The organism is Pseudomonas putida (assembly GCF_004357765.1).
Taxonomy (GTDB): domain Bacteria; phylum Pseudomonadota; class Gammaproteobacteria; order Pseudomonadales; family Pseudomonadaceae; genus Aquipseudomonas; species Aquipseudomonas putida_U.
The window spans coordinates 168,520-192,547 of sequence record NZ_SMTE01000002.1 but is presented as its reverse complement, the minus strand read 5'-3'; the positions used below and the strand labels follow the sequence as shown (position 1 = coordinate 192,547).

The 24,028-nt window shown below is 62.7% G+C and carries 22 protein-coding genes and 1 riboswitch; of the genes, 14 read left to right on the top strand and 8 right to left on the bottom strand.

Annotation, left to right across the window (positions count from 1 at the left end):
- Positions 1–24: 24 nt before the first annotated feature.
- From E2H86_RS03430 to E2H86_RS03420, 3 genes are all read left to right on the top strand, one after another.
- Positions 25–981 carry a glycosyltransferase family protein gene (locus tag E2H86_RS03430; protein ID WP_133324732.1) on the top strand — a complete coding sequence of 319 codons (957 nt, stop codon included), beginning with the start codon at positions 25–27 and terminating at the stop codon, positions 979–981.
- 65 nt (positions 982–1,046) lie between these two features.
- Positions 1,047–1,820: a glycosyltransferase family 2 protein gene (locus E2H86_RS03425; protein ID WP_133324730.1), complete on the top strand. Its 774-nt coding sequence runs from the start codon at positions 1,047–1,049 to the stop codon at positions 1,818–1,820.
- Between the two features lie 45 nt (positions 1,821–1,865).
- The gene (locus tag E2H86_RS03420) at positions 1,866–2,957 is read left to right on the top strand and encodes a glycosyltransferase (RefSeq protein ID WP_133324728.1); all 1,092 of its coding nucleotides are present in this window, start codon (positions 1,866–1,868) and stop codon (positions 2,955–2,957) included.
- 2 nt (positions 2,958–2,959) lie between these two features.
- Here the strand turns inward: E2H86_RS03420 and E2H86_RS03415 are convergent, their stop codons facing one another.
- Entirely contained in the window at positions 2,960–3,565 is a 606-nt protein-coding gene (locus E2H86_RS03415; protein ID WP_133324726.1) for a lipopolysaccharide kinase InaA family protein, read from the bottom strand.
- 101 nt (positions 3,566–3,666) lie between these two features.
- Between E2H86_RS03415 and E2H86_RS03410 the strand changes: the two genes are divergently transcribed.
- From E2H86_RS03410 to hldE, 3 genes are all read left to right on the top strand, one after another.
- Positions 3,667–4,842, top strand: a complete 1,176-nt coding sequence (locus tag E2H86_RS03410; protein WP_133324724.1) for an O-antigen ligase family protein — start codon at positions 3,667–3,669, stop codon at positions 4,840–4,842.
- 15 nt (positions 4,843–4,857) lie between these two features.
- Positions 4,858–6,666: a lipid A export permease/ATP-binding protein MsbA gene (gene msbA, locus E2H86_RS03405; protein WP_133324722.1), complete on the top strand. Its 1,809-nt coding sequence runs from the start codon at positions 4,858–4,860 to the stop codon at positions 6,664–6,666.
- Between the two features lie 129 nt (positions 6,667–6,795).
- A complete protein-coding gene (gene hldE / locus E2H86_RS03400) occupies positions 6,796–8,217 on the top strand; it encodes a bifunctional D-glycero-beta-D-manno-heptose-7-phosphate kinase/D-glycero-beta-D-manno-heptose 1-phosphate adenylyltransferase HldE (RefSeq protein WP_133324720.1) in 1,422 nt (473 codons plus the stop codon).
- Positions 8,218–8,248: 31 nt separating this feature from the next.
- Here the strand turns inward: hldE and E2H86_RS03395 are convergent, their stop codons facing one another.
- From E2H86_RS03395 to E2H86_RS03380, 4 genes are read right to left on the bottom strand one after another with little or no spacing between them, the layout of a single operon-like run.
- On the bottom strand, positions 8,249–9,217 hold the full coding sequence (locus tag E2H86_RS03395; protein ID WP_133324718.1) for a metal ABC transporter ATPase: 969 nt from the start codon (positions 9,215–9,217) through the stop codon (positions 8,249–8,251).
- Positions 9,218–9,257: 40 nt separating this feature from the next.
- Positions 9,258–10,070: an aldo/keto reductase gene (locus tag E2H86_RS03390; RefSeq protein ID WP_133324716.1), complete on the bottom strand. Its 813-nt coding sequence runs from the start codon at positions 10,068–10,070 to the stop codon at positions 9,258–9,260.
- Positions 10,067–11,242, bottom strand: a complete 1,176-nt coding sequence (locus tag E2H86_RS03385; protein ID WP_133324714.1) for an NAD(P)/FAD-dependent oxidoreductase — start codon at positions 11,240–11,242, stop codon at positions 10,067–10,069. The genes E2H86_RS03390 and E2H86_RS03385 overlap by 4 nt, the downstream gene beginning before the upstream one ends.
- A gap of 53 nt (positions 11,243–11,295) precedes the next feature.
- Complete coding sequence (locus E2H86_RS03380; RefSeq protein WP_133324712.1) at positions 11,296–11,628, bottom strand: DMT family transporter; 333 nt, start codon at positions 11,626–11,628, stop codon at positions 11,296–11,298.
- An 86-nt stretch (positions 11,629–11,714) separates the two neighbouring features.
- Between E2H86_RS03380 and E2H86_RS03375 the strand changes: the two genes are divergently transcribed.
- A complete protein-coding gene (locus tag E2H86_RS03375; RefSeq protein WP_133324710.1) occupies positions 11,715–12,605 on the top strand; it encodes a LysR family transcriptional regulator in 891 nt (296 codons plus the stop codon).
- Positions 12,606–12,616: 11 nt separating this feature from the next.
- Positions 12,617–13,891: a lipid IV(A) 3-deoxy-D-manno-octulosonic acid transferase gene (waaA, locus tag E2H86_RS03370; protein ID WP_133324708.1), complete on the top strand. Its 1,275-nt coding sequence runs from the start codon at positions 12,617–12,619 to the stop codon at positions 13,889–13,891.
- On the opposite strand, the gene E2H86_RS03365 is transcribed toward waaA, so the two are convergent.
- Together E2H86_RS03365 and E2H86_RS03360 are read right to left on the bottom strand one after the other, a co-directional pair.
- Positions 13,881–15,116 (bottom strand): hypothetical protein, encoded by a 1,236-nt coding sequence (locus E2H86_RS03365; protein WP_133324706.1) that lies wholly within the window; start codon positions 15,114–15,116, stop codon positions 13,881–13,883. The two genes, waaA and E2H86_RS03365, sit on opposite strands and share 11 nt — an antisense overlap.
- A gap of 127 nt (positions 15,117–15,243) precedes the next feature.
- The gene (locus tag E2H86_RS03360) at positions 15,244–16,680 is read right to left on the bottom strand and encodes a TolC family outer membrane protein (protein ID WP_133324704.1); all 1,437 of its coding nucleotides are present in this window, start codon (positions 16,678–16,680) and stop codon (positions 15,244–15,246) included.
- A gap of 160 nt (positions 16,681–16,840) precedes the next feature.
- A riboswitch (TPP riboswitch) is annotated at positions 16,841–16,947 on the top strand.
- A gap of 155 nt (positions 16,948–17,102) precedes the next feature.
- Between E2H86_RS03360 and thiC the strand changes: the two genes are divergently transcribed.
- Positions 17,103–18,983, top strand: a complete 1,881-nt coding sequence (thiC, locus tag E2H86_RS03355; RefSeq protein ID WP_133324702.1) for a phosphomethylpyrimidine synthase ThiC — start codon at positions 17,103–17,105, stop codon at positions 18,981–18,983.
- A 128-nt stretch (positions 18,984–19,111) separates the two neighbouring features.
- The gene (cytX, locus tag E2H86_RS03350) at positions 19,112–20,395 is read left to right on the top strand and encodes a putative hydroxymethylpyrimidine transporter CytX (protein ID WP_133324700.1); all 1,284 of its coding nucleotides are present in this window, start codon (positions 19,112–19,114) and stop codon (positions 20,393–20,395) included.
- On the opposite strand, the gene E2H86_RS03345 is transcribed toward cytX, so the two are convergent.
- Positions 20,364–21,110, bottom strand: a complete 747-nt coding sequence (locus E2H86_RS03345; RefSeq protein WP_133324698.1) for an RsiV family protein — start codon at positions 21,108–21,110, stop codon at positions 20,364–20,366. The two genes, cytX and E2H86_RS03345, sit on opposite strands and share 32 nt — an antisense overlap.
- A 185-nt stretch (positions 21,111–21,295) precedes the next feature.
- Here E2H86_RS03345 and E2H86_RS03340 point away from each other — a divergent pair, with 185 nt between their 5' ends.
- From E2H86_RS03340 to E2H86_RS03325, 4 genes are all read left to right on the top strand, one after another.
- On the top strand, positions 21,296–21,913 hold the full coding sequence (locus tag E2H86_RS03340; protein ID WP_133324696.1) for an NUDIX domain-containing protein: 618 nt from the start codon (positions 21,296–21,298) through the stop codon (positions 21,911–21,913).
- Positions 21,904–22,356 carry a DUF1249 domain-containing protein gene (locus E2H86_RS03335; protein ID WP_133324694.1) on the top strand — a complete coding sequence of 151 codons (453 nt, stop codon included), beginning with the start codon at positions 21,904–21,906 and terminating at the stop codon, positions 22,354–22,356. Before E2H86_RS03340 ends, E2H86_RS03335 begins: the two co-directional genes overlap by 10 nt.
- A gap of 98 nt (positions 22,357–22,454) precedes the next feature.
- Positions 22,455–23,258, top strand: coding sequence for a 3',5'-cyclic-AMP phosphodiesterase (gene cpdA / locus E2H86_RS03330; RefSeq protein WP_133324692.1), 804 nt, complete (start codon positions 22,455–22,457; stop codon positions 23,256–23,258).
- A 156-nt stretch (positions 23,259–23,414) separates the two neighbouring features.
- On the top strand, positions 23,415–24,023 hold the full coding sequence (locus tag E2H86_RS03325; protein ID WP_133324690.1) for a YqiA/YcfP family alpha/beta fold hydrolase: 609 nt from the start codon (positions 23,415–23,417) through the stop codon (positions 24,021–24,023).
- Positions 24,024–24,028 lie beyond the last annotated feature (5 nt).

The window sequence follows — 24,028 nt, the reverse complement described above, 5'->3', positions numbered from 1 at the left end:
TGGCGTGAGTGCCCAAGGAATGCAATGAGAGTCCTATTTCTGGTGCAGCAGGAGCAACGGGCGATTCTTGACCGTTTGTACGATGGCGTCGCGGCCAACTGCGAATGCGACATCCGTTGGGTCAGTGACGAAGACCAGCGTAACCTGCGTCGCTATTTCAAGCGTGAGGTCGACGTAGCGCGTTACGACCGCATCTTGTTCTTCCTGCGTTTCAAGAAGGAAATGCGCCAGGCGTCGTTCATCAGCACCGTGCCCAACCTGGTGATTCTCGAGCACGATGCCTACCAGAACTACATCCCTTGCAAGTACACCGGCAAGTTCAGCGCGCACTATCGCAAGATGCCATGGGCGCGGGTGATCAGCTCTGGCTATAACGTCAGCGAGCGGCTGCGCCGGGAGGGCTTCGATGCGGTGTTCGTGCCCAAGGGCTACGACGAGCAGTTGCTCAGCGACCAGGGACGCGAGCGTGACATCGAGCTGGCGTTCGTCGGCAGTACCGGTAGCGTCGCCTACAGTGGCCGCAAGGCGCTGCTCGATGAGCTGGGTCGTGTGGAAGACCTGGTGGTGACCAAGACCAATTCGGGTGAAGACTACTGCAACACCCTCAACCGCATCCGCTTCTTCGTCAGTGCCGATGTGGGCATGGGCGAGTACATGATCAAGAACTTCGAAGCCATGGCCTGCGGTTGCGTGTTGTTCGCCTTCGACCAGGGCGAGGAGGAAAACCGTGCCCTGGGCTTGCAGGACATGCACAACATCGTTTTTTACAAAGATATTCCTACGCTACAACAGAAACTTCGTACACTGCGTTCGGACTTAGGCCTGGCTCAGCAGATTGCAGAGAATGGTCGCCGTTTGGCAGTATCTCGGTTTGCGTTCGGCCAGGTCGGTCGTAGTATCGTTGAACATATGCGCCCCGACCTGAGGCCGCATCCGCCACTCTCGGCCTGGCAGCGCCTGCGCCTGCGCCTGGGAGTCTGATAACAGTGCTTTGATGCCCACGGACTGGGTATACAAAGTCGCCTGCTGTAACTCGGAGGGAGTCCGTGCGTTTTTCTGATGACAGTGACATCACGCTGGTGGTCACCAGCTGTGGCCGCTTCGACCTGCTCAAGGACACCTTGGCCAGCTTCGATCGTTACAATACGGCACCGATCCGGGAGGTGTTCATCACCGAGGATTCCGGGGACGATGCGGTGCATGCGGCTGTCCCGGAACACTGGAAAAACCACTGCACGGTGTTCGTCAATCGACCCAAACTGGGTCAGCTGCCTTCCATCGACCTGGCCTACAGCCACGTCAAGACCCCCTATATTTTCCATTGCGAGGACGACTGGCAGTTCTATCGCCAGGGTTTCGTCGAGGACTCGCGGGCGATTCTCGAGGTCAGCCCGAACCTGCTGCAGGTGTGGCTGCGCAGCCATGCCCATGACCTGGCGATACATAGCCCGTATATCCACCTGGGCGACCGGCAGGTCATTGCCGGCGTCCCTTGCTACCCACTGCTGTCCGAGAAGGCCGACTGGCAGGCTTTCTCGCTCAACCCGGGCCTGCGCCGCTTGAGCGATTACCAGCGCTGCGCGCCATTTGCCGCCTATGCTGGTGAGAAGGCACTTTCCCGACGCTATTCGGAGCTGCAACTGACGGCGGTCACCCTGGAAGGTGATGCGGTGTTGCACACGGGGTTCGGTAACCATGTGACCTTGCCGGAAGAGGTGCAGCGCAAGGCCAAGCGGCGTCAACGCGATCGGATCAAGTTGGCGGCAACGTTGTTGGTCGGTGCGCTGATCGGTACGGGAATCACCCTTCTTGTTCAATGAATATGCTGTCCCACCTGGCTTGTGCGGGAGAGGGGCGCTGACCCCATGAACATCGTCAACGTGATGTGGGCGGGTGGCTCGCCCTACATGTCGGTGCACAAGGTGCATCGCCAGGTGTTGTCACTGGTCGGCTCGGACGTGCGGATCAGCAATTGGCTGCTGACCGGCGAGGGCTTGTGCCATGGCCTGGGCTCGACGCTGGAGTGGCGCATGCCGCAACGAGCGCTCAAGGGGCGAGGCATGTGGCGCCTGATCCGGCCGTGGCTGCGGTATCGCCTGGGCAAGGCGCTGATCGAAGCCAAGGCCGATGTGGTACTGATCGACGGGGTGGGGGTTGCCCGCATGGTGCTGCCATTGCTGCGGCGCCTTCCTGACCTGCGCGCCAAAGTCATGTTCCATGGCGAAACGCGCCTGAGTCCGGGTGATGTACGTCTGATCAACGGCCTTCCGCCCGGGCGCGTGGCGCTGGCGGCCGTTTCACGGACCTTGGCCGAACACCTCGGCCAGATCCTGCAACGCCCGGTGCAGACCTTGCGCATGGCTCACGAGCCGCAGGCATTCAGCGCCAGCCTGATGAGCCGCGAGCAGGCGCGCCAGGCACTCGAACTACCCCTGGAAGGCGGTCCGGTGTTCGGCGCTGTCGGGCGGCTGGTGGAGAGCAAGGGCTTCGAGATGCTCATCCAGGCATTCGCCCTGGCGCATGCACGGCTTCCGGATATGCGCCTGGTAGTGCTCGGTGATGGCAATGAGCGGGCTCGTCTGCAGGCCTGCATCGAGGCACGGGGGATGGCTGATTGCATCACCCTGCACGGTCATCGCAAGGACATGCAGCAGCTCTACCGTGCCTTCGACTGGTTGCTGGTACCATCCCGGGCCGAAGGTCTGGGTCTGGTGGTGCAGGAGGCGGTGTTAGCCGATGTGCCGGTGATCTGCAGCGAACTGCCGGTATTTCGCGAGCAGTTGCAGGATGGCGGGTGCTACCTGCCGGTCGGCGATGTGCAGGCCTGGGCCGGGGCGATCCTGCAGGCGGTCGAGCGCCGTCCGCAGGAGTGTGTCCGTCAGCAGCGCCAAGCCCTGGACCCTGAGGCGTCGTGGCAAGCGTTCCGGGAAGGCTCCGAGCGCTTGCTGCGGGATTGAGCTCAGGCGCCCAGCAAGGCTGCCTGGAAGTCGGCGAGCGGAAAGCGTTCGCCGAGCCTCTCGCGCTCGATGTAACGCACCATGTGTTGCACGTTGCGGCGAATCATGCGGGCGGGCAACGGCGCGCGCAGGAAGCGCATATCGGCGACATCGATCAGGCCCAGGCGATCGTCGGGCGTCACCACGACGTTGCCCAGGTGCAACGAGCGGAAATACACCCCTGAACGGTGCAGTTGGCGAATCAGCTCGACCAGCCGTGGCAGGTATACCTCCCAGCTGAAACTTTCTTCCCGGGCCATCTGCAGCAGTGTCCGTCCAGGAAGCGGACGATACAGCACCGCGGTGCGGCCTGGCAGGTCGAGCTTGTGATGGCTGATCACTTCCAGGGTCGGGATGCCCAGTTGCGTCAGACGCTGGGCGTTATCGATGAAGCGCTGCGAGTAGGGACGCAACAGGGCGGATGAAAATAAGCGTTTGCGACGAAAAACCTTGAGGATATTGCCATCGCCAAGCAGGTAGACTTTGGCGCCGTAACTATCCGCCTCCAGAATCTGGGCGCCAAGTGTCAGCTGATCGAAGTCGACCTGAGGTAGCCGGGAGCATTGCATGGATAGGGGCCTTGTCTCTGGCAAGCAAATTGACCGGCAATAATGCCGAAAATAACGCGGCAGCACCATGATGGTGTCTTGATGATCCACCGGGGAGATGGATGTTGTATCAAAAGAGCTGGGCGCGTGCTTGGCTAGGATTCGGCTTGGTATGGTTCCTGGGTGCGATCGCTTTGGCACCCAGCAACAAGATCTACCAACAGGGCATCATTCTTTTCCTGTGGTTACCGACCTTGATCATGGCGTGGTCAGGCAGGCGAGTGCTTTTACAGGCCTGGCGATTGCAACCAGCCTTGTGGGCCAGCGTTTTGCTTTTGTTGGTCTGGAGCGCCCTGAGTTTGCTCTGGTCGGCGACAGATGAAGGTGGACGCGACGGCAAGCGCCTGGTCTACATACTCCTGTTCCTGATGGCATTCCCCTTGCTGGCCCAAGCCGGGCTTTCGCGGGTACGTTGTCTGCTTCAGGTCGGCGCCGGGCTGCTTGCCATCGCCGCATTGGTGTCCATTGTTCTGTTCTATGGCATGCATGGACGGGCCTGGCTGGCGCGGCTCCAGGGAATCGGCGAAATTTCCCATCCCATTCTCGGCGCCTACGTGATCGCGGCAGCGGTGCTTTGTTTGCTCCATAAACTGCCTCGCCAACGTGGCGCCCAGCTTGCCTGGGGATTGGCACTTGCAGCGCTGGGGGCTTTCGTGGTGCTGAGCCAGAGCCGGGGTGCGGCTGTAGCGTTGGTACTGACGACGATGGCCAGACCGCTTTGGTATCGCAACCGTCAGAGCCAGGTATTTGCCGGATTGGCCATCGTTGCCACCTGTATCGCGTTCTTCCTGATGTCTGACGTGATCTTGAGACGTGGTGCTTCTCACCGGCCAGAGATCTTCGAGGCTGCGCTGCAGATGATTGGGCAGCATCCCTGGGGTGGCTTGGGACTGGGCAGCGTTTATCAGGTCGTCGTCGGCCGATCTCAGTTCGATCACACCCACAATATGTTCACCCACGCGGCAGTGGAGTTGGGGGTGCCGGGAATGGTGCTCTGGGTAGCTGTGTGGTTGTTCGCGTTTGCAGAAATCGTCCGAGCCCGTCATACGGGTATGGGTAAGGCCTTGCTAGGCCTGTGGCTGTACTCAACCCTGGCCATGCAGTTCGACGCCGCGAGCCTTACCGATACGCCACGCGCTGAATGGTTCATCAGTTGGTTGCCGGTTGGTCTGGTCATGCTATTGCCATGGGGGCGTGCCGAAAACAAAGCCTGTGGTAAAATTTCCGGTTCAACCTGAACAGCGAGCTCGATGATGGCCGAAACACCGCGACCGGCGGAGCACAACTCCAGCCTGAAGATCTATTTCCGGCTGTTGAGCTACGTGAAACCCTATGTCGGCATTTTCCTGCTGAGCATCATCGGTTTCGTGATCTTCGCCTCGACCCAGCCGATGCTGGCCGGGATCCTCAAATATTTCGTCGATGGCCTGAGCAATCCGCAGGCGGTCCTGTTCCCCAACGTGCCTTACCTGCGTGACCTGCAGTTGCTGCAGGCCGTGCCTTTGCTGATCATTCTGATCGCTGCCTGGCAAGGCTTCGGTTCGTTCCTCGGAAACTATTTCCTGGCCAAGGTCTCCCTGGGCCTGGTGCACGACCTGCGTGTGGAGTTGTTCAACAAACTGTTGGTGCTGCCCAATCGCTACTTCGACAACCATAACTCCGGGCATCTGATCTCGCGGATCACCTTCAACGTGACCATGGTCACCGGTGCTGCCACCGATGCGATCAAGGTGGTCATCCGTGAGGGACTGACCGTGGTGTTCCTGTTCGGCTACCTGGTGTGGATGAACTGGCAGCTGACCATGGTGATGCTCGCCATCCTGCCGGTCATCGCGATCATGGTCAGCGTGGCCAGCAAGAAATTCCGCAAGCAGAGCAAGAAGATCCAGGTAGCCATGGGCGATGTCACCCACGTTGCCTCGGAAACCATCCAGGGTTATCGGGTGGTGCGCAGTTTCGGCGGTGAAACCTACGAGCAGAAGCGCTTCCAGCGTGCCAGCCAGAGCAACACCGACAAACAGCTGAAGATGACCAAGACCGGCGCACTGTATACCCCCATGCTGCAGTTGGTGATCTACACCGCCATGGCTGCGCTGATGTTCCTGGTGCTGTTCATGCGTGGCGATTCGTCGGCCGGTGAACTGGTGGCCTACATCACCGCCGCCGGCCTGCTGCCCAAGCCGATCCGCCAGCTTTCCGAGGTCAGCTCGACCATTCAGAAAGGCCTTGCCGGCGCCGAGAGCATCTTCGAGCAGCTCGACGAAGCCCCTGAGGTGGATACCGGCACGGTCGAGAAGGACCGCGTGGAAGGCCGCCTGGAAGTGCGCAACCTGAGCTTCAGCTACCCCGGCACCGACCGTGAAGTGCTCAGCGACATCAGCTTCGTGGCCGAGCCCGGACAGATGATCGCGCTGGTGGGCCGCTCAGGCAGCGGCAAGTCGACCCTGGCAGCGTTGATTCCGCGCTTCTATCACCATGACCAGGGACAGATCCTGCTCGATGGCCTGGAAATATCCAAGTACCGACTGCGCAACCTGCGACGCCATGTGTCCCAGGTGACCCAGCATGTCACGCTGTTCAACGACACCGTGGCCAATAACATCGCTTACGGTGACCTGGCCGGAGCTCCGCGTGCCGATATCGAGGCGGCAGCGGCCGATGCCTATGCCAAGGAGTTCGTCGACAAACTGCCCAAGGGCTTCGACACCGAAGTGGGCGAGAACGGCGTGCTGCTGTCCGGTGGTCAACGCCAGCGTCTGGCGATTGCCCGGGCTCTGCTGAAGAATTCGCCGTTGTTGATCCTCGACGAGGCCACCTCGGCCCTGGATACCGAGTCCGAGCGACATATCCAGGCCGCCCTGGATCACGTGATGAAGGGCCGCACCACGTTGGTGATCGCCCACCGCCTGTCGACCATCGAGAAGGCCGACCTGATCCTGGTCATGGACCAGGGGCGTCTGGTGGAACGCGGCACCCATGCCGAGTTGCTGCAGGCCAACGGTCACTACGCCCGTCTGCACGCCATGGGGCTGGACGAGCCGGAAAAGGCCGACATCACCTGAAACATCATTACGGGGCCGGAACACGGCCCCGATCGTCACCGGGAATTTCCACAGCCCAACAGCCAGTAAGGCTTGCGCCGGCCCTGTGCTAATATCCTGCCCCTGTTCATTATTTCTTTTGGGTTGCCCATGAAGTTGTCCATGCCGCGTTTCGATCAAGCCCCGGTACTGGTGGTCGGCGATGTCATGCTCGACCGCTACTGGCATGGCGGTACTTCGCGTATTTCGCCGGAAGCGCCGGTGCCGGTGGTCAAGGTCGATCAAATCGAGGACCGCCCCGGTGGCGCGGCCAACGTCGCCTTGAACATCGCTGCCCTCGGTGCGCCGGCCTCACTGGTTGGCGTCACCGGCCAGGACGAGGCCGCCGAAAGTCTGGCCAACAGCCTCCAGGCCGCTGGCGTTCGCTCGTTGTTCCAGCGCATTGCGCATCAGCCGACGATCGTCAAGCTGCGGGTCATGAGCCGTCATCAGCAACTGCTGCGCATTGATTTCGAGCAGCCGTTCGCCACTGATGCGGTTTCATTGGGCACCCAGGTCGACAGCTTGCTCGAAGGCGTCAAGGTGCTGGTGCTGTCCGACTACGGCAAAGGCGCCCTGAAAGACCCACAGGGCCTGATCGAGGCGGCCCGCGCCCGTGGTATTCCGGTGCTGGCCGACCCCAAGGGCAAGGACTTCACCATCTACCGTGGTGCGAGCCTCATCACTCCGAACCTCAGCGAGTTCGAAACCATCGTCGGTCGTTGCGCCGACGAGAACGAGTTGGTCGCCAAGGGCCTGCAACTGCTGCAGGATCTCGACCTGGGCGCACTGCTGGTGACCCGCGGCGAACATGGCATGACCCTGCTGCGTACCGGTCAACCCGCATTGCACCTGCCGGCGCGGGCCCGTGAAGTGTTCGATGTCACCGGTGCCGGCGATACCGTCATCTCCACCCTCGCCGTGGCCATCGCGGCTGGCGAGGACCTGCCCCATGCCGTCGCCCTGGCCAACCTGGCTGCGGGAATCGTGGTCGGCAAACTGGGTACCGCGGCCATCAGCGCCCCGGAGTTGCGCCGCGCGATCCAGCGCGAAGAGGGCTCCGAGCGCGGGGTGCTGGGTCTGGAGCAACTGCTGCTGGCGATCGACGATGCGCGCGCGCACAACGAGAAGATCGTGTTCACCAATGGTTGCTTCGACATCCTCCACGCCGGGCATGTGACCTACCTGGAGCAAGCTCGTGCCCAGGGAGATCGCCTGATCGTCGCGGTCAACGACGACGCTTCCGTCAGCCGCCTCAAGGGGCCAGGTCGTCCGATCAACAGTGTCGATCGGCGCATGGCCGTGCTGGCTGGACTGGGAGCGGTGGACTGGGTCATCAGCTTCCCCGAGGACACCCCGGAAAATCTGCTGGCCGAGGTCAAGCCCGATGTGCTGGTCAAGGGCGGCGACTACGGCATCGACCAGGTGGTCGGGGCTGATCTGGTGAAGGGCTATGGCGGTACCGTGAAGGTGCTGGGGCTGGTTGAAAACAGCTCGACCACGGCCATCGTCGAGAAAATCCGCAAGAACTGACGCTATCGGGGCCGCGCAGCGGCCCCGACGTTCATTTGTGTATCGAAGTCCGCGCTCGCGCCAGCAGTGCCCGAGCCTTGTCGCCAAAGCGTTGCAGGTGCGACGAGCGATTCGGCTTGGGTTCTTCCAGCCCTTGCTGCTTCACCCAGTCCTTCCAGCGAATCCGCTCATCCTCGACCACCCACCCCTCTTGCCGGGCAAAGCTTTCGGCCAGGTACAGCCCGCGTGTGCTGGCGCGTACCAATTCGTCCCGGCGCAAGGTATACAGCTCGGCAAGCGGCTGTCCGTCCTTGAGCGGCATCAGGTACAGGTCAGGGCGTTTGCGATTGAGGCGGGCCACCAGTTGATCGCCTTCCAGGCGTTCGTCGACGTGAAACAGGCTGAGCTTCTTGGCCTCCCGTGGCACCTGCAAGCGCATGTCGTAGATCAGCTGCAGTGACGCCGTAGGCAGATGAACGTAGGCCCGTGGTCGTTCCAGCAACATCAGGTTGGCGCAGTGCACGGGACGGGCGGCGCCGGACTGGGGCGTCAGCACGAAAGGCAGGGTTTCACGGTAATGCAGGGCCGCGGCATAGGGGGCAGGCAGCCAAGTGTCATTGAAGCGCCCGCCCAGCCAGCCTTCAGGTGTCTCCAGCAGGCATTCTTCGGCCACCTCCTGCACGGCTGTGTGCAGTGGCAGGTTCAACTCCTGAGCCGGGACGTAGCCGGAAATCAGCTTGAGCACCACGTCGCCTCGGTCCTGGCGCCGCTGGCGGACCAGTACCCAGAAGTCGCGGTTTTGCCAGTGCAGGGTCAGACGCACGGAAACCCCAAGGTTGGCCAATTCGGTGACGAAGCGTTGTGGATCGGGCAGTTGGATGGCACGCCGGCGTTGCTGGGTCTGGCTGAAATTCAGCGGCATGCCGATGCTCTGGTAGGCCAGTCCTTCCGGGGTAGCCTCGACATGCAGAGGCAGGGTCTTGAAATTGCTCGGATTCTTGCGGATCAACGTTCGCGGCACGAGGCTCCTCCTTGCGTCGGTGCGCCCTGGCGGGCGCGGCTCAATGCTGGCCCAGGATGCGGGCGACGGTGGCCACGTTATGGGCCAGATGCAGCGGATTGATGGTGCCGACGATAGCACTGCTGACGCCTGGATGGGAGAACAGCAACTCGAAGCTGGCCTGTACCGGGTCCACTCCCGGCGCCAGGCAGATGTGTCCGCTGGCCAGAGCCTTCTTTACCAGAATGGCCTTACCGTGCGCGGCAGCGTAGTCCAGTACCGGTCGCTCGGCCTGCTCGTTGAGGTTGTAGGTAACCATGGCGCAATCACCCTGTTCCAGTGCCTTGAGGCCTCCTGCGGCGGTTTTGCCGGAGAAACCGTAGCCAAGAATCTTACCCTCGCGCTTGAGCTCGGCCAGGGTCTGGTAGACCTCCTGTTGCTCGAGGATCGCCAGATCGTTACCGTCGGAATGCACCAGCACCAGGTCGATGCGGTCGGTTTCCAGACGTCGCAGGCTGCGCTCTACCGAGCGGCGGGTGTGGGCGGCGCTGAAGTCGAAGTGCGAAAGTCCGTTGTCGAACTCTTCACCGACCTTGCTGACGATCACCCACGCGTCGCGTTGGCCGCGCAGCAGTGGACCCAGTCGCTCCTCACTTCGGCCATAAGCCGGTGCAGTGTCGATCAGGTTGATCCCCAGGTCGCGGGCCTGGTTCAACAGCAGACCGGCCTCGTCGTCGGCGGGAATGGTGAAACCGCTGGGATACTTCACGCCCTGGTCGCGGCCGAGCTTGACCGTGCCCAGGCCGAGGGGCGACACCTGGAAGCCGGTGCTGCCCAGGGGGCGGTGGAAGTCGTGCAGGGTCGGCAGGCTCATGGCAGCAAGCGCTCCCAGGCCGGCACGCCGAGGGTCGGACGCGGCAGGTCGGCGAGCTCGGGCTGGGCCATGGGGCGCACGCCATCGCGTTCCAGGCTGGCCAGGACACGGTCGCTGAAATCCGGTGCCAGCGCCAGTTTGGTCGGCCAGCCGACCAGCAGGCGTTGCTGTTCAGCGAGGAAAGCGTTGTCCGGACGCACCAGGCCCGTTTGCGCGGGCTCGGCGCGGTCGACGCGCAGGGTGGCCCAGCGCACCTGACCCTGGTCGACCCATGGCAGCAGGTTGGCGATTTCCTTTTGCGCGGCGGCGATCTGCGCCGCAGGCTCGCGGGCCACGCCATCGGCTTCGGCCAGATCTCCGCCGAGGTACCAGACCCACTGGCCATCGGCTGCCGGATGGGTCGTGACGGTCACACGTGGCTTTGGCCCGCCGCCCAGGCAGTGGGCATACAGGGGTTTGAGGTTCGGCCCCTTGGCCATGACCATGTGCAGTGGCCGCAGTTGCATGGCCGGCTGCTCCAAGCCCAGGGCGTGCAGGATATCTGCGGTACCGCCGCCGGCACTGAGCACGATACGTTGCGCGCGGATCTGCCGAGCGTCGACGCTCAGGCCGACCAGTTCGTCCCCCTCGCGCAGGGGCTCGATGCGCTCGCCAGCCAGCAGGCTATCACCGGCCAGGTCGGCCAGGTTGGCCAGCAGGCTCGGCACGTCGATCACCAGCTCGGAAAGGCGATACACCTTGCCCTTGAACGCGCGGTCCTGCAGAGCGGGAGGCAGTTGCTCGCCCTTGACCTGTTCGACCCGGCTGCGCACGGCCTTGCTGGCGAAGAAGCTGGTCAGGTTGCCGGCCAGGGTGCCGGGCGACCACAGATAGTGGGCATCGGACAGCAGCCGGGTAGCGCTCAGATCCAGCTCACCGTTGCCGGCCAGGGCCTCGCGCCAGCGTCGCGGCATGTCGGCGATGGCCTCCGAGGCGCCGGTCAATGCGCCGTGCAAGGCGTACTTGGTGCCGCCATGGATGATACCTTGGGACTTGACCGTCTGTTCGCCACCGAGGGTGGCGCGTTCCACCAGTACCGTCGAATAGCCCAGGCGACGCAGCCGGGCATTGAGCCAGAGGCCTGCGACCCCGGCGCCGACGATCAGCACGTCAGTGGAAATGGCAGATGGCATGGCAGTACCTCGAAGACTGGGACAGCTGGCAAGTATACAGGGTGTGCGAACGATCAGTGTCCGACGGTCTTGGAGAACACCTGGATCACCACCACGCCGCCGACGATCATGGCCATGCCCAGCATGGCCGGGACGTCCAGTTTCTGCCCGTAGATCACCAGCGCTACGGCGCTGATCAGCACGATGCCCAAGCCCGACCAGATGGCGTAGGCGATTCCCACCGGAATGCTGCGTACCACCAGGGTCAGCATCCAGAAGGCGACGGCATAGCCACATACCATCAACAGCAACGGCAGCGGCGTGCTAAGGCCCTTGACCGCCTTCATGGACGCAGTGGCGATGACTTCGGCGCAAATGGCGATGGCCAGGTAGGTGTATGCATTCATGGTGGGAATCTCCAGGGACTGGAGCGTATTCTAGAGGTAGCTGGTATGGGGTAAAGTCATTACCTATCTGTTCAGGAGATAGGTCGATGCCTCCCCAGTGGAATCTGGAACAACTGCGCACCTTCGTGCGTGTCGTGGAGTTGCGCTCGTTCTCCGCCGTCGCCCGTGAGCAGCACAAAGCGCAATCGGCGATCAGCAACGCCATCGCGCTGCTCGAAGCGGACCTTGGCGTCGCCTTGTTCGACCGCAGCAGTGGGCGGCAGCCGAAGCTGACCGAGAACGGCGCTGCTCTGCTCGAAGATGCCCATGAACTGTTGCGCCAGTGTGAGCGCCTTGAAGGCCGGGCGCTGGCCCTGATGCGTGGCCAGGAAGCGTTGCTGCGCGTGGCTCAGGATGAAGCCATGCCTTATCAACCGGTAATCGACAGCCTGGACGAGTTGGCCAGCCGTTATCCGTACCTGCAGGTGCAACTGGCCAGTGGTGCCCAGGGCGATGTCGCCCGCAAGTTGGTAGAGCGGCGCGCCGACCTGGGGCTGTTCTTCAATCATGAGCGGATGCCTGCCTCGCTGGAGCGGCGGGCCCTGGGCAGTGTGGAAATGGTCACGGTGTGCGCGGCCGGCCATCCCTTGGCCGGGCAGGGCAGAGTGACCTGCCAGCAGTTGGCGCGTTACCGCCAGCTGCTGATCACGCCGCAGGAAAGTGGCTACCCCGGGGGAGAGGTGGTCAGTCCGCAGGTCTGGCGCGCCGACAGTTTCTACGCCATGGCCGAACTGCTGATGCGTGGCTTGGGTTGGGCCTGGCTGCCGCGTCACGTGGTGCAGTACCCCACCTATCAGGCGCACATGGTGGAGCTCGATTGCGAGTGGTGTCCGCCGGCGCTGGTGGTCGAGCTGGCCTGGCGTCGCGACGAGCCGCTGGGGCCCGCCGCGCAATGGTTGGCCGAGCGCTTTGCGGTGCACCTGCGCGCGATCGGTTAAACTCCGCCGCCATGAACAGAACTCTCTATACCTTGCTCTTCCACCTGGGCCTGCCACTGGTTGCGCTGCGCCTGTACCTGCGTGCGCGCAAGGCGCCGGCCTATCGCCAGCGTATCGCCGAGCGCTTCGCTTGCAACCTGCCGCCGATGCAGCAGGGCGGGATCTGGGTGCATGCTGTGTCGGTGGGCGAAAGCATCGCCGCGGCGCCGATGGTGCGCGCGCTGCTCAAGGCCTATCCGGGCATGCCGATCACGCTGACCTGCATGACCCCGACCGGCTCCGAGCGAATTCGCGCGTTGTTCGAAGGCGAGCCGCGTGTACAGCATTGCTACCTGCCCTACGATCTACCCTGGGCCGCGGCACGCTTCCTCGACCATGTCCGTCCGCGTCTGGGCATCATCATGGAAACCGAACTGTGGCCGAACCATATCCATCAGTGTGCCAAGCGCGGCATTCCCGTGGCTTTGGCCAACGCGCGCTTGTCCGAGCGTTCGGCGCGCGGCTATGCGCGTTTTGCCAAGCTGACCCGACCGATGCTCGCCGAAATGAGCCTGATCGCGGTGCAGACCGAAACCGAGGCGCAGCGTTTTCGTGACCTGGGCGCGCGGCCCGAGTGCGTGCAGGTGACCGGTTCGATCAAGTTCGACCTCAAGGTCGACGAGCGGCTGGTGCCACGGGCGCACGCGCTGCGTGAGCAGTGGGGCGCTACCCAGCGCCCGGTGTGGATCGCTGCCAGTACCCACGAGGGCGAGGATGCGTTGATCCTGCAGGCGCACCGGCAGTTGCTGCAGGTGCATGGCGATGCGCTGCTGATTCTGGTGCCTCGTCATCCTGAGCGTTTCGCTGCGGTGCATACGTTGTGCAGCGAGCAGTTCACCACGGTGCAACGCTCTTCAGGGGCGGCGGTGGATGCGCAGACCGCGGTACTGCTTGGCGACACCATGGGCGAATTGCTGTTCCTTTATGCCCTGGCTGATATCGCCTTCGTCGGTGGCAGCCTGGTCGCCACCGGAGGCCACAATCCGCTGGAGCCGGCGGCCCTGGCCCTGCCGGTGATCATGGGGCCGCATGTGTTCAACTTCCAGGAAATCAGCGCGATGTTGCGTGAGGCAGGGGCGTTGCGACAGGTGGAGGATGCAAGCGGCCTGGCAGCGGTCGTTCGGCAGCTGGTCGAATTACCGCAGGACGCGGTGCGCATGGGGGCGGCAGGGCAAAAAGTGATGCAGCGCAACCAAGGTGCGCTGCATCGTCTGCTGGACGGGCTTGGGCGCCTGATCAAGCGCTGAGCGGATGTATCGCCACGAATCCCTGTGAGTCACCGCTATCCTTCCTACGAACCCCGCCACCGATCACCAGTCGTGGCGGAGCTTGGAGCAGGGCTACGCTTGTTGCCATCGTGGTCTCGGTACCGGTTGCGACACCGTCCAAGAAGTCATCATTGGCCAGTCCTCGTTTGTCGAAGGCTGCCGCGATGTAGCCTGGCGTGGGAAAGGCGAGTCTTCCTCCAACTGCATAGATGCGTTCCTCCTGGTCTTGATTCAACCGGGATGCCACCTGCAAGAACGATGTCTCTTGGTTTTCGAATGTGAGATGGAACGGCTGGCCGTTGTTGAACATTGCGTCGGCACTGCCTTTGTAGGCGTCGATACGGGCCAGCAATCCGCGTCGTTGGCCGCTCACGTAGGTCATGCCGACGATGTTCAAGACTTTTCCATCGGGTGAGAAGGACAGGTTTCTCAGGTTCACGCCCTCTTCATGCTCGATTTCCACGACCGCCTGGTCGAGGAACCCATCCGTAGGCTGTCCGGATAGATCGTAGCTCGCCACAATCCCTTTGCTACCAGAGTTGCCGATCAGCAGGATGATGTTGTCGCCCCGGAGTGTTGCGTTGGTCAATTCGAAGTCGGCAACGCCTGGTGGGGTCGGTAATAGCTTGCCACCACCCGCAAAACTGGCATCGAGTTCGCCGTCATGGGTAATCCGCAACAGATACCCGGTCTCGGCCGACGCTACCAGGTAGCCACCGTCGGGCAGGACGACCCGGGTCGTATGGGACGGGGAGCCGTGGGTCGCATTCAGCTTGGCTCCACGCTTTTGATGGGAGGATATTCCGGCAGTTGGGGCCCGGGAGGCTGTCAGATCTCGAAAAATCCGTACGCCGTGGTCGCCAAACGAAGTGTCCAGTGGCCCGGTCGCCTTCATTCGTGCAACCGCCGGGTAGAGATCGTCTCCCCACAAGGCACCTGCCAGAAAGATCGTCTGGTCTGGGCTGACGTGCGCGGACAGCCCAAAGAACAGTTCCTCGTCATCCCCGAAACTGTGGGTTGCCAAGAGCTTTTCGGAGCCATCGCTATTGAGACGCGACAGGGTGAATGTAGGGGTATCCCCCTGCGAGTCACCTGTCAGCAGCAGTGAGTCGCTGACGTCTGGGGCGATGCACAGGGTGCCTACGTCGCCAGTTTCGTCCAGGCGAATGAAATCGGCTTGCGTGTCGCCTTTTGGATGGTGCATGTTCGTTTCACCTCTCTCGACCTTGGTAGCGGTGATGCCCACGTTAAAAGGTCTGAACAGAGAGTGGCACTGGTGAAACTGCTAGGTCAGCCCCGGAGGGTCGCCCCCCCAGGTCTGGTTGGTGGGCCTATGGCCTGCGCTCGAAATTCTTCGCCGCTGCCGCCGCCAAGTCCGGAGGCAGGAAATCCTTGTCCGGGTTGTAGTCCGCCTTCAGATAGCGTTTGAGGTCTTGCAGGTCCTGGGGGCTCAAGGTCCCTGCCGCCTGCTTGAGGCTCAGGTTATCGAGAATGTAGTCGTAGCGGCTATTGTTGTAGTCGCGCACCGAGGTGTACAGCTGGCGCTGAGCGTCCAGCACGTCGACGATGTTGCGGGTACCGACCTGATAGCCGATCTCGGTGGCCTCCAGCGCGCTCTGGTTGGAGATGATCGATTGCTTGCGTGCCTGCACCTGTTCCACGTCGGTGTTTACCGCGCGGTGCAGGTTGCGGGTGTTCTCCACCACCTGGCGGCGCAGACTTTCGCGCTGTTGCTCGCTCTGGTTCAGACGCTGGTAGGCCTCGCGCACTTGCGAACTGGTCAGGCCACCGCTGTAGATGGGGATGTTCAACTGCAGGCCGATGCTGGTCTGCTCCACGTCGCCGCTGTAGCGCACCCCTGGTTGCGGCGCCGGGTTGGTGAAACCGAGGCTGTCGTTATCGCCCTTTTGATAGCGCGCCACGGCGTCCAGCGTTGGGGCGTGCCCCGCTTTGCGCTGGCGTAGGGTTTCCTCGGCAGCGTCGACGGCATAGTTGGTCGCCAACAGGTTGAGATTCTGCCGCGCCGCTGTTTCGACCCAGGCCTTGGCGTCATTGGGCGTTGGCACCTGCACCGGTAGGGTATGAACCACGCCCTGGATCGCCGTGTACTCGCGGTTGGTCAGTGTCACCAAAGCCTCGAAGGCATCCTGTACCTGACGCTCGGCGATGATTCGGTTGGCCCGCGCGGTGTCATAGCTGGCCTGGGATTGCAGTACATCGGTCTTGTCCGACAGCCCGACGTCGAAGCGCTCGTTGGACTGATCGAGTTGACGCTTGAACGCGGCTTCCTCTGCCTTGGTCGCGGCCAGGTTGTCCTGGGCGCGCAGTACGGCGAAATAGTTCTGCGCCGTCTGCAGGATGAGGTTCTGCTCGGTGGCCGAGAGTTCCAGGGCCGCCTGTTCGTTGACCGCTTCGGCCGCTTGCAACTGGAACCAGCGGTCGGCGCGGAAGATCGGCTGCGACAAGGTCGCGCTCCAGGAATTACCACTGCGGTTCGAGGTGATGGAGGGCTCATCGAGCTTGGTGCGAGTGTTCATCATCTCGGCACCGGCCGACAGGTTCGGCAGCAAACCGGCCCTGGCCTGGGGGACCACTTCGCGCCGGGCGCCATAGTCGGCGCGGGCAGCCGCCAGGTCGGCGTTGTTGGTCACCGCTTCCTGATAGACGCTGACCAGGTCGGTCTTCACTGTCGTAGGCACATCCGCTGCCCATACCACTGCGTTGGACGCACAAGACACGGCTATGGCCAGTGAAAGTTTGCGCAGCATAGAGGCAATCCTTGTACGAAATTAATTACTGAACTGTTGAGTATCGAATGACTGGCCAGTGTAGTGCCATGGGCTGTTGGCAACAATCGTAGTGCCTCCCTTTCATCACCTCTTGTTTTTAGTCGCTTGGCTTTGCCGACCACTCCAGTCTAGACTGCGCATGTTCTTGTCGGGGTGCCTTGAAGCAAAGGCTGAGATCGCAAAGTTGCGGATCCCGTTGAACCTGATCAGGTTAGCGCCTGCGTAGGGAACAAGATTGCTCGCCTTCCCGGGGAGCCTCTTGTGCCAGGTCCGGGAATGTCGCAGCTCCAGCAGCTTCAGGCACTCCATGTATCCGGCACTGCACTCGTCACAGAGTGCGTCCGCGCCTTTCAGGTTCACCCCGACATCCATCCGCTAGGAAGCTGTCTGGAGAGCCTGTGATGAGCAAACAAGAAAAAACGATCAACCTCAGCGAGTCGGCGCAAGTCGATCAGCAGTCCGTGCAACCCTTCCCGCGTTCGCGCAAGGTCTATGTCCAAGGCTCGTGCCCGGACATCCGCGTGCCCATGCGCGAAATCAGCCTGCACGACACCCCGACCGACTTCGGCGGCGAGAGCAATGCCCCGGTGCTGGTGTATGACACCTCGGGCCCCTACACCGATCCCAACGTGATCATCGATGTGCGCAAGGGCCTGGCCGACGTGCGTTCTGCCTGGATCGATGGCCGTGGCGATACCGAACGCCTGGGCGGCCTGAGTTCGGACTTCGGCCAGCAGCGCCTGAACGATGCCGAACTGGCCAAGCTGCGCTTCGCCCACGTGCGCAACCCACGGCGTGCCAAGGCCGGCGCCAATGTCACGCAGATGCACTATGCCCGCCAGGGCATCATCACGGCCGAGATGGAATACGTCGCCATCCGCGAGAACATGAAGCTGCAGGAGGCCCGCGCTGCGGGCTTGCTCGACCAGCAGCACGCCGGGCATAGCTTCGGCGCCAGCATCCCCAAGGAAATCACCGCCGAGTTCGTCCGTGAGGAGATCGCCCGCGGTCGTGCGATCATCCCGGCCAACATCAACCACCCGGAATTGGAGCCGATGATCATCGGCCGCAACTTCCTGGTGAAGATCAACGGCAACATCGGCAACAGCGCCTTGGGTTCCTCGATCGAGGAAGAAGTGGCCAAACTGACCTGGGGCATCCGTTGGGGCTCAGACACGGTCATGGACTTGTCCACTGGCAAACACATCCACGAGACTCGCGAGTGGATCATCCGCAACTCGCCGGTTCCGATCGGCACCGTGCCGATCTACCAGGCCTTGGAAAAGGTCGGTGGAGTCGCCGAGGACCTGACCTGGGAGTTGTTCCGCGACACCCTGATCGAACAGGCCGAGCAGGGCGTCGACTACTTCACCATCCATGCCGGCGTGCTGCTGCGCTATGTGCCGTTGACCGCCAAACGGGTGACCGGCATCGTCAGCCGTGGCGGTTCGATCATGGCCAAGTGGTGCCTGGCGCATCACAAGGAAAACTTCCTGTACACGCATTTCGACGAGATCTGCGAGATCATGAAAGCCTATGACGTCAGCTTCTCGCTGGGCGACGGTCTGCGCCCGGGCTCGATCGCCGACGCCAACGACGCGGCGCAGTTCGGTGAGCTGGAAACCCTCGGCGAACTGACCAAGATCGCCTGGAAGCACGACGTGCAGTGCATGATCGAAGGCCCGGGCCACGTGCCGATGCAGTTGATCAAGGAAAACATGGACAAGCAGCTCGAGTGCTGCGACGAAGCGCCGTTCTACACCCTTGGCCCGCTGACCACCGACATCGCGCCGGGCTACGACCACATCACTTCGGGCATCGGCGCGGCGATGATCGGTTGGTTCGGTTGCGCCATGCTTTGCTACGTCACGCCCAAGGAGCACTTGGGCCTGCCGAACAAGGACGACGTCAAGACCGGAATCATCACCTACAAGATCGCCGCGCACGCCGCCGACCTTGCCAAGGGGCATCCGGGCGCGCAGATTCGCGACAATGCGCTGTCCAAGGCGCGTTTCGAGTTCCGCTGGGAAGACCAGTTCAACCTTGGTCTGGATCCGGACACCGCACGCGCCTTCCATGACGAGACCCTGCCCAAGGAATCGGCCAAGGTTGCGCACTTCTGCTCGATGTGCGGGCCGAAGTTCTGCTCGATGAAGATCACCCAGGAAGTGCGCGAATATGCCGCCAAGATCGAGACCGTGGACGTGACGGTGGAGCAGGGCATGCGTGAGCAGGCCGAGCGCTTCCGCCAGGAAGGCAGTCAGCTCTACCACAAAGTCTAAGGCGCAAAACTCTAGCCCTGTGGGAGCGGGCTTGCCCGCGAACGGGACACCGCGGTGGCTTCTTCGCGGGCAAGCCCGCTCCCACAGGGACGCGTGTTTACTTCAGATTTCTTCCGGCGAATGAAAAAATGACCACCCCCAGCCACTTCTCACCCGACCACGCGGTTCCCGCGAGCCAGCGCCTGTTCGGCGCCCGCGACCTGTTCTCGCTGTGGTTTTCCCTTGGTATTGGCCTGATGGTCCTGCAGGTCGGCGCGTTGCTCGCTCCCGGCCTGGGCCTGTCCGGCGCGCTGTTGGCGATTGTCCTGGGCACCGGCGTCGGCGTGCTGCTGTTGGCCGCGGCTGGTGTGGTCGGCAGCGATACCGGGTTGTCGGCCATGGCCACTTTGCGCCTGAGCTTAGGCGGCCACGGCGCGCGCCTGCCGGCGGTGCTCAACCTCCTGCAGTTGGTGGGCTGGGGATCTTTCGAGATCATCGTCATGCGCGATGCCGCCAGCCTGCTGGGCGCGCGGACCTTCGGCGAAGGCAGTGCCTGGAACAGTCCGGTGCTGTGGACCCTGTGCTTTGGCGCCCTGGCCACCTTGCTGGCAGTCAGCGGGCCGTTGGCGTTCGTGCGCAAGGTGCTGCGTAAATGGGGGATCTGGCTGCTGCTCGGCGCCTGCCTGTGGCTGACCTGGAACCTGTTCGTCAAGGCCGACCTCGCTGCCCTGTGGGGGCGTACCGGGGACGGCTCGCTGTCGTTGGCGGTGGGTTTCGACATCGTCATCGCCATGCCGCTTTCGTGGTTGCCGCTGATCGCCGACTATTCGCGTTTCGGCCAGCGTGCCAGCCGGGTGTTCGGTGGTACCGCGTTAGGCTTCTTCCTTGGCAATGCCTGGCTTATGAGCCTGGGTGTGGCCTACACCCTGGCGTTTGCCGCCGATGGCGAAACCAATGCGCTGCTGCTGGCCCTGGCCGGTGCCGGTCTGGGAATCCCACTGCTGTTGATTCTGCTCGACGAGTCGGAAAACGCCTTTGCCGACATTCATTCTGCGGCGGTGTCCACGGGCCTGCTGGTGCGCCTCAAGGTCGAGCACCTGGCGCTGGCCATCGGCGTGCTGTGTACCCTGATCGCGTTGCTGGCGCCGCTGGCCCAGTACGAGAACTTCCTGTTACTGATCGGCTCGGTGTTCGCGCCACTGTTCGGCGTGGTGCTGGTCGACCACTATCTGATGCGCCGCCGCCGCATGCCAGCACGAGTGGCGGGCCTGCATTGGCCTGCGCTGGTGGCGTGGGCGGCAGGTGTCGCGGCGTATCACCTGATCGCCGCACAGGCGCCGGACTTCGGTGCGACCCTGCCAGCCTTGCTGCTGGCAGGTGCGCTGCATGCGCTACTGGGTGTCAGCCGCGGCCGGGAAACAGCTCGGGCTTGATCACGCCATTGAGGCGTGGGTACGGAATCTTCAGCTCGACGTGGCCCATGGAGTAGGGCGCGATGGCATAGACTTCGTACTTGACCACCACCGCGCCGTACGTCAGGGCGACGTGCGGCGAGCGCTTGAACGGCCAGGTTTTGACGAATTCGGCGTCCTTGTCCATGCCCACGCTGATCAGCCAGGCCTTGTGCGACTCTTCTACGGTTTTCCAGAAGGTCTCTTCCTGGCCGGGCACCAGCATGTCCTGCAGGGTCAGCACCTTGTCCAGCTTGCGTGAGTAGTTGATGAAGCCGCGCCCTGGCATGCCGTGGGCGCCGCCGCTGTCGAGGTAGCTCGACAGTTCGATGATCACCAGCCCGTCATGCTGCTCGCGTACCTTGGCCTGCAGGTAGCTGCTGTTGCGCTTGTCGGCGTTGGCCAGGTACTGCTGTTCGTAGGCTTGCAGGGTCGCCGGAGCGGCGCCGTGCTGGTTGTCCTCGGTCAGTTGCAGCAAGCGTTTTTCGACGATGCCGTCGAGCTTGGGCAGGGCCGGGAAGTGGATGGTGTCGATATTGACCAGCGGGCAGTCGCTTTCGCTGCAGCCGGGTTTGACATGCTCCCAGGCATCGCGCTTGACCTCGAGCGGAGCCCGGTAATTGGGCGTGAACAGGCTTTGGCAGGCGCCCAGTGCCAGTGCCAGCACGGCCACGGAAGTCAGTTTGACGAGCGTCATGATGATCCTTGCAGAACAGGGAAAAGTCGGCCTTTGACCGTCTGCGCGGCCTTCAGTTCGCCACTAAGCTAACAGAGTAGGCGCTCGCTGTCCCGACCGTGCGAACGGTCGCCCAAGGGGGGTGAAACGTGAAAGCGTGCAGAGTAGGATGGCGCGATGCGGTAAACGAGGTAGCGAGGATTTTCATGTCGGATACGTTGAATTCGGTACCCAGGACGGTCGAGATCGTCGAGCGGGCCAACTGTTTCCAGGGCTTCTACAAGCTCGACAAGGTGCGCCTGCGTCATGAGCTGTTCGCCGGTGGCTTGGGCCGCGAGATCAGTCGTGAGCTGTTCGTGCGCCACGATGCGGTGTGCGTGTTGCCTTATGATCCGCTGCGTGACGAAGTGGTCTTGATCGAACAGTTCCGGGTCGGCGCCATGGACAAGGTCGACAACCCTTGGCTGATCGAGATGGTCGCCGGGCTGATCGACAAGGATGAGCAGCCCGAGGAGGTTGCCCACCGCGAGGCCGAGGAAGAAGCAGGCCTGGTCTTCAGCGCCTTGTGGCCGATGACCCGTTACTTCCCGTCGCCCGGCGGCAGTGATGAATATGTGCATCTGTTCCTTGGCCGTTGCAGCAGTGAAGGGGCCGGTGGCCTGCATGGCCTGGAAGAGGAGGGCGAGGACATCCGTGTGCGGGTGTGGTCATTCGAAGACGCCCTGCAGGCGGTGCGTGATGGGCGCATCTGCAACGCCGCGACCATCATCGGCCTGCAATGGCTGGCGCTGAACAAAGACGAAGTCCGAGGTATGTGGAAGTGAACCTGTTGCGTGAGCGTTATCGGGTCGACCTGGCCGGGTTGCAGGCAGCCTGCGAGGCCAATTACGCCCGGCTCATGCGGTTGTTGCCCGACATGCGCACCACCCAGAGCTCACGGCGCATCGGCATGGCCCAGGGCGACCAGATGCTTGGCGTGCTGGTGCTCGATGTGCTGTTGGCCTGTCCGTACACCACCACCTTGCGCGTGCGCCAGGAGCACAGCCTGCCCTGGTTACCGGTGCCGCAAATGGAGGTGCAGGTGTACCACGACGCACGCATGGCCGAGGTGGTCAGTGCCGAGCATGCCAGGCGGCTGCGCAGCATTTACCCCTACCCCAACGAAGCGATGCACCAGCCCGACGAGAAGGCCCAGCTCAACCTGTTCCTCGGCGAATGGCTGAGTCACTGCCTGGCCTGCGGTCACGAACTGGCAAGCGTGCGCTGAAATGTGACGCTGTGCTCGTAACAGAGGGTGTGCTGGCTGTTTTCTGACGACCGTTCGCCCGCCATAATTGCCGCTGAATCCGTTCGAGGAGACGGCCGTTGCCGCACCCAGATCCACTCCAGGCCCCCGTGCACGTCGTGCAGTTGACCGATGCCCATCTGTTCGGCGATGCGACCGGTACCCTGCTTGGCCTAAATACCCGCGACAGCCTCCGCCATGTGATCGCCCAGGTTCGTCGCGAGCAGCCGCGCATCGACCTGTTGCTGTGCACCGGCGACCTATCGCAAGACGGCAGCGTGGCGTCCTATGAGGCGTTTCGTCAGTTGACCGGCGAAATCCAGGCGCCGACCCGCTGGTTGCCGGGCAACCACGACGAGGCCAGGGTCATGGCCGAAGTCGCGCCGGAGCTGGTCCAGGCGGTCACCGATATCGGTGCCTGGCGTGTGGTGATGCTCGATTCGTCGGTACTCGGCGCCACCCATGGCCTGCTGGAACCTGATCAACTGGCCTTGCTCGACCAGGCCCTGGCCTCGGCAGCAGGGCGTCACTGCCTGGTGTGCTGCCACCACCAGCCGGTCGACATTGGCTGTGCCTGGATCGCGCCGATCGGCCTGCGCAATGCCGATGACCTGTTGCAGCGCCTGAAAGGTTATCCACAGGTCAAGGCGTTGCTCTGGGGGCATATTCATCAAGCGTGGGATGAGCAACGCGATGGCATGCGCTACCTGGCTACGCCATCGACCTGCATCCAGTTCGCGCCGGGCAGCGAGGACTTCAAGGTGAGCGAGGAGCTGCCGGGGTATCGCTGGCTGCGCCTGCATGCTGACGGTCGCCTGGAAACGGGTGTGGAGCGTGCCCGAGACTTCGAGGTGCGGCTCGATTTCGACAGCCCCGGCTATTGAGGTGGAGCCATCACCGGCTTGCCGGCGATCGGGCCGCTGCGCTTGAAGAATATGTTGCAAGACAATCGAGCCAGCACCAAAACCCGGTGAACACGCTACACTGCGCGTCCCAGCGCCCGCCTGTCGGGGCGCGAAGCCAAAGACACCGGGGGCAGCATGTCGGGTTCCATCCTCTATATCCATGGCTTCAACAGCTCGCCGTTGTCGACCAAGGCTCGCCAGCTTGAAGCGGTGATGCAACAGCTTGGCCTGGCCGAGCAGTTGCGCGTGCCCGAACTGCACCATCATCCGCGCCAGGCTATCGCCCAGCTCGAGGCCTGCATCGCCGAGCTCGGTGCGCCCTTGCTGGTCGGCAGCTCGCTCGGCGGCTACTATGCCACCCATCTGGCCGAGCGCCACGGCCTCAAGGCCCTGCTGATAAACCCGGCGGTGACGCCGCACAAGCGTTTCGATGGCTACCTCGGCACCCAGCGCAACCATTACAGTGGTGAAACCTGGGAGCTGACTCTGGACCACGTACAGGCGCTGGCCGAGCTCGAAGTCGCGCCGCCCGCCGACCCCGACCGCTACCAGATATGGTTGCAGACCGGGGACGAAACCCTGGATTATCGCCACGCCGAGCAGTATTACCGCGGTTGTGCCTTATGTATCGAGGCCGGTGGCGATCATGGCTTCCAGGGCTTCGCCGAACGCCTGCCGGCTCTGCTGGCATTCGCCGGAGTTGCCCCAGGGCGGTATTCAGCGCTCGATTTTTCTGTATTTTGACCTTT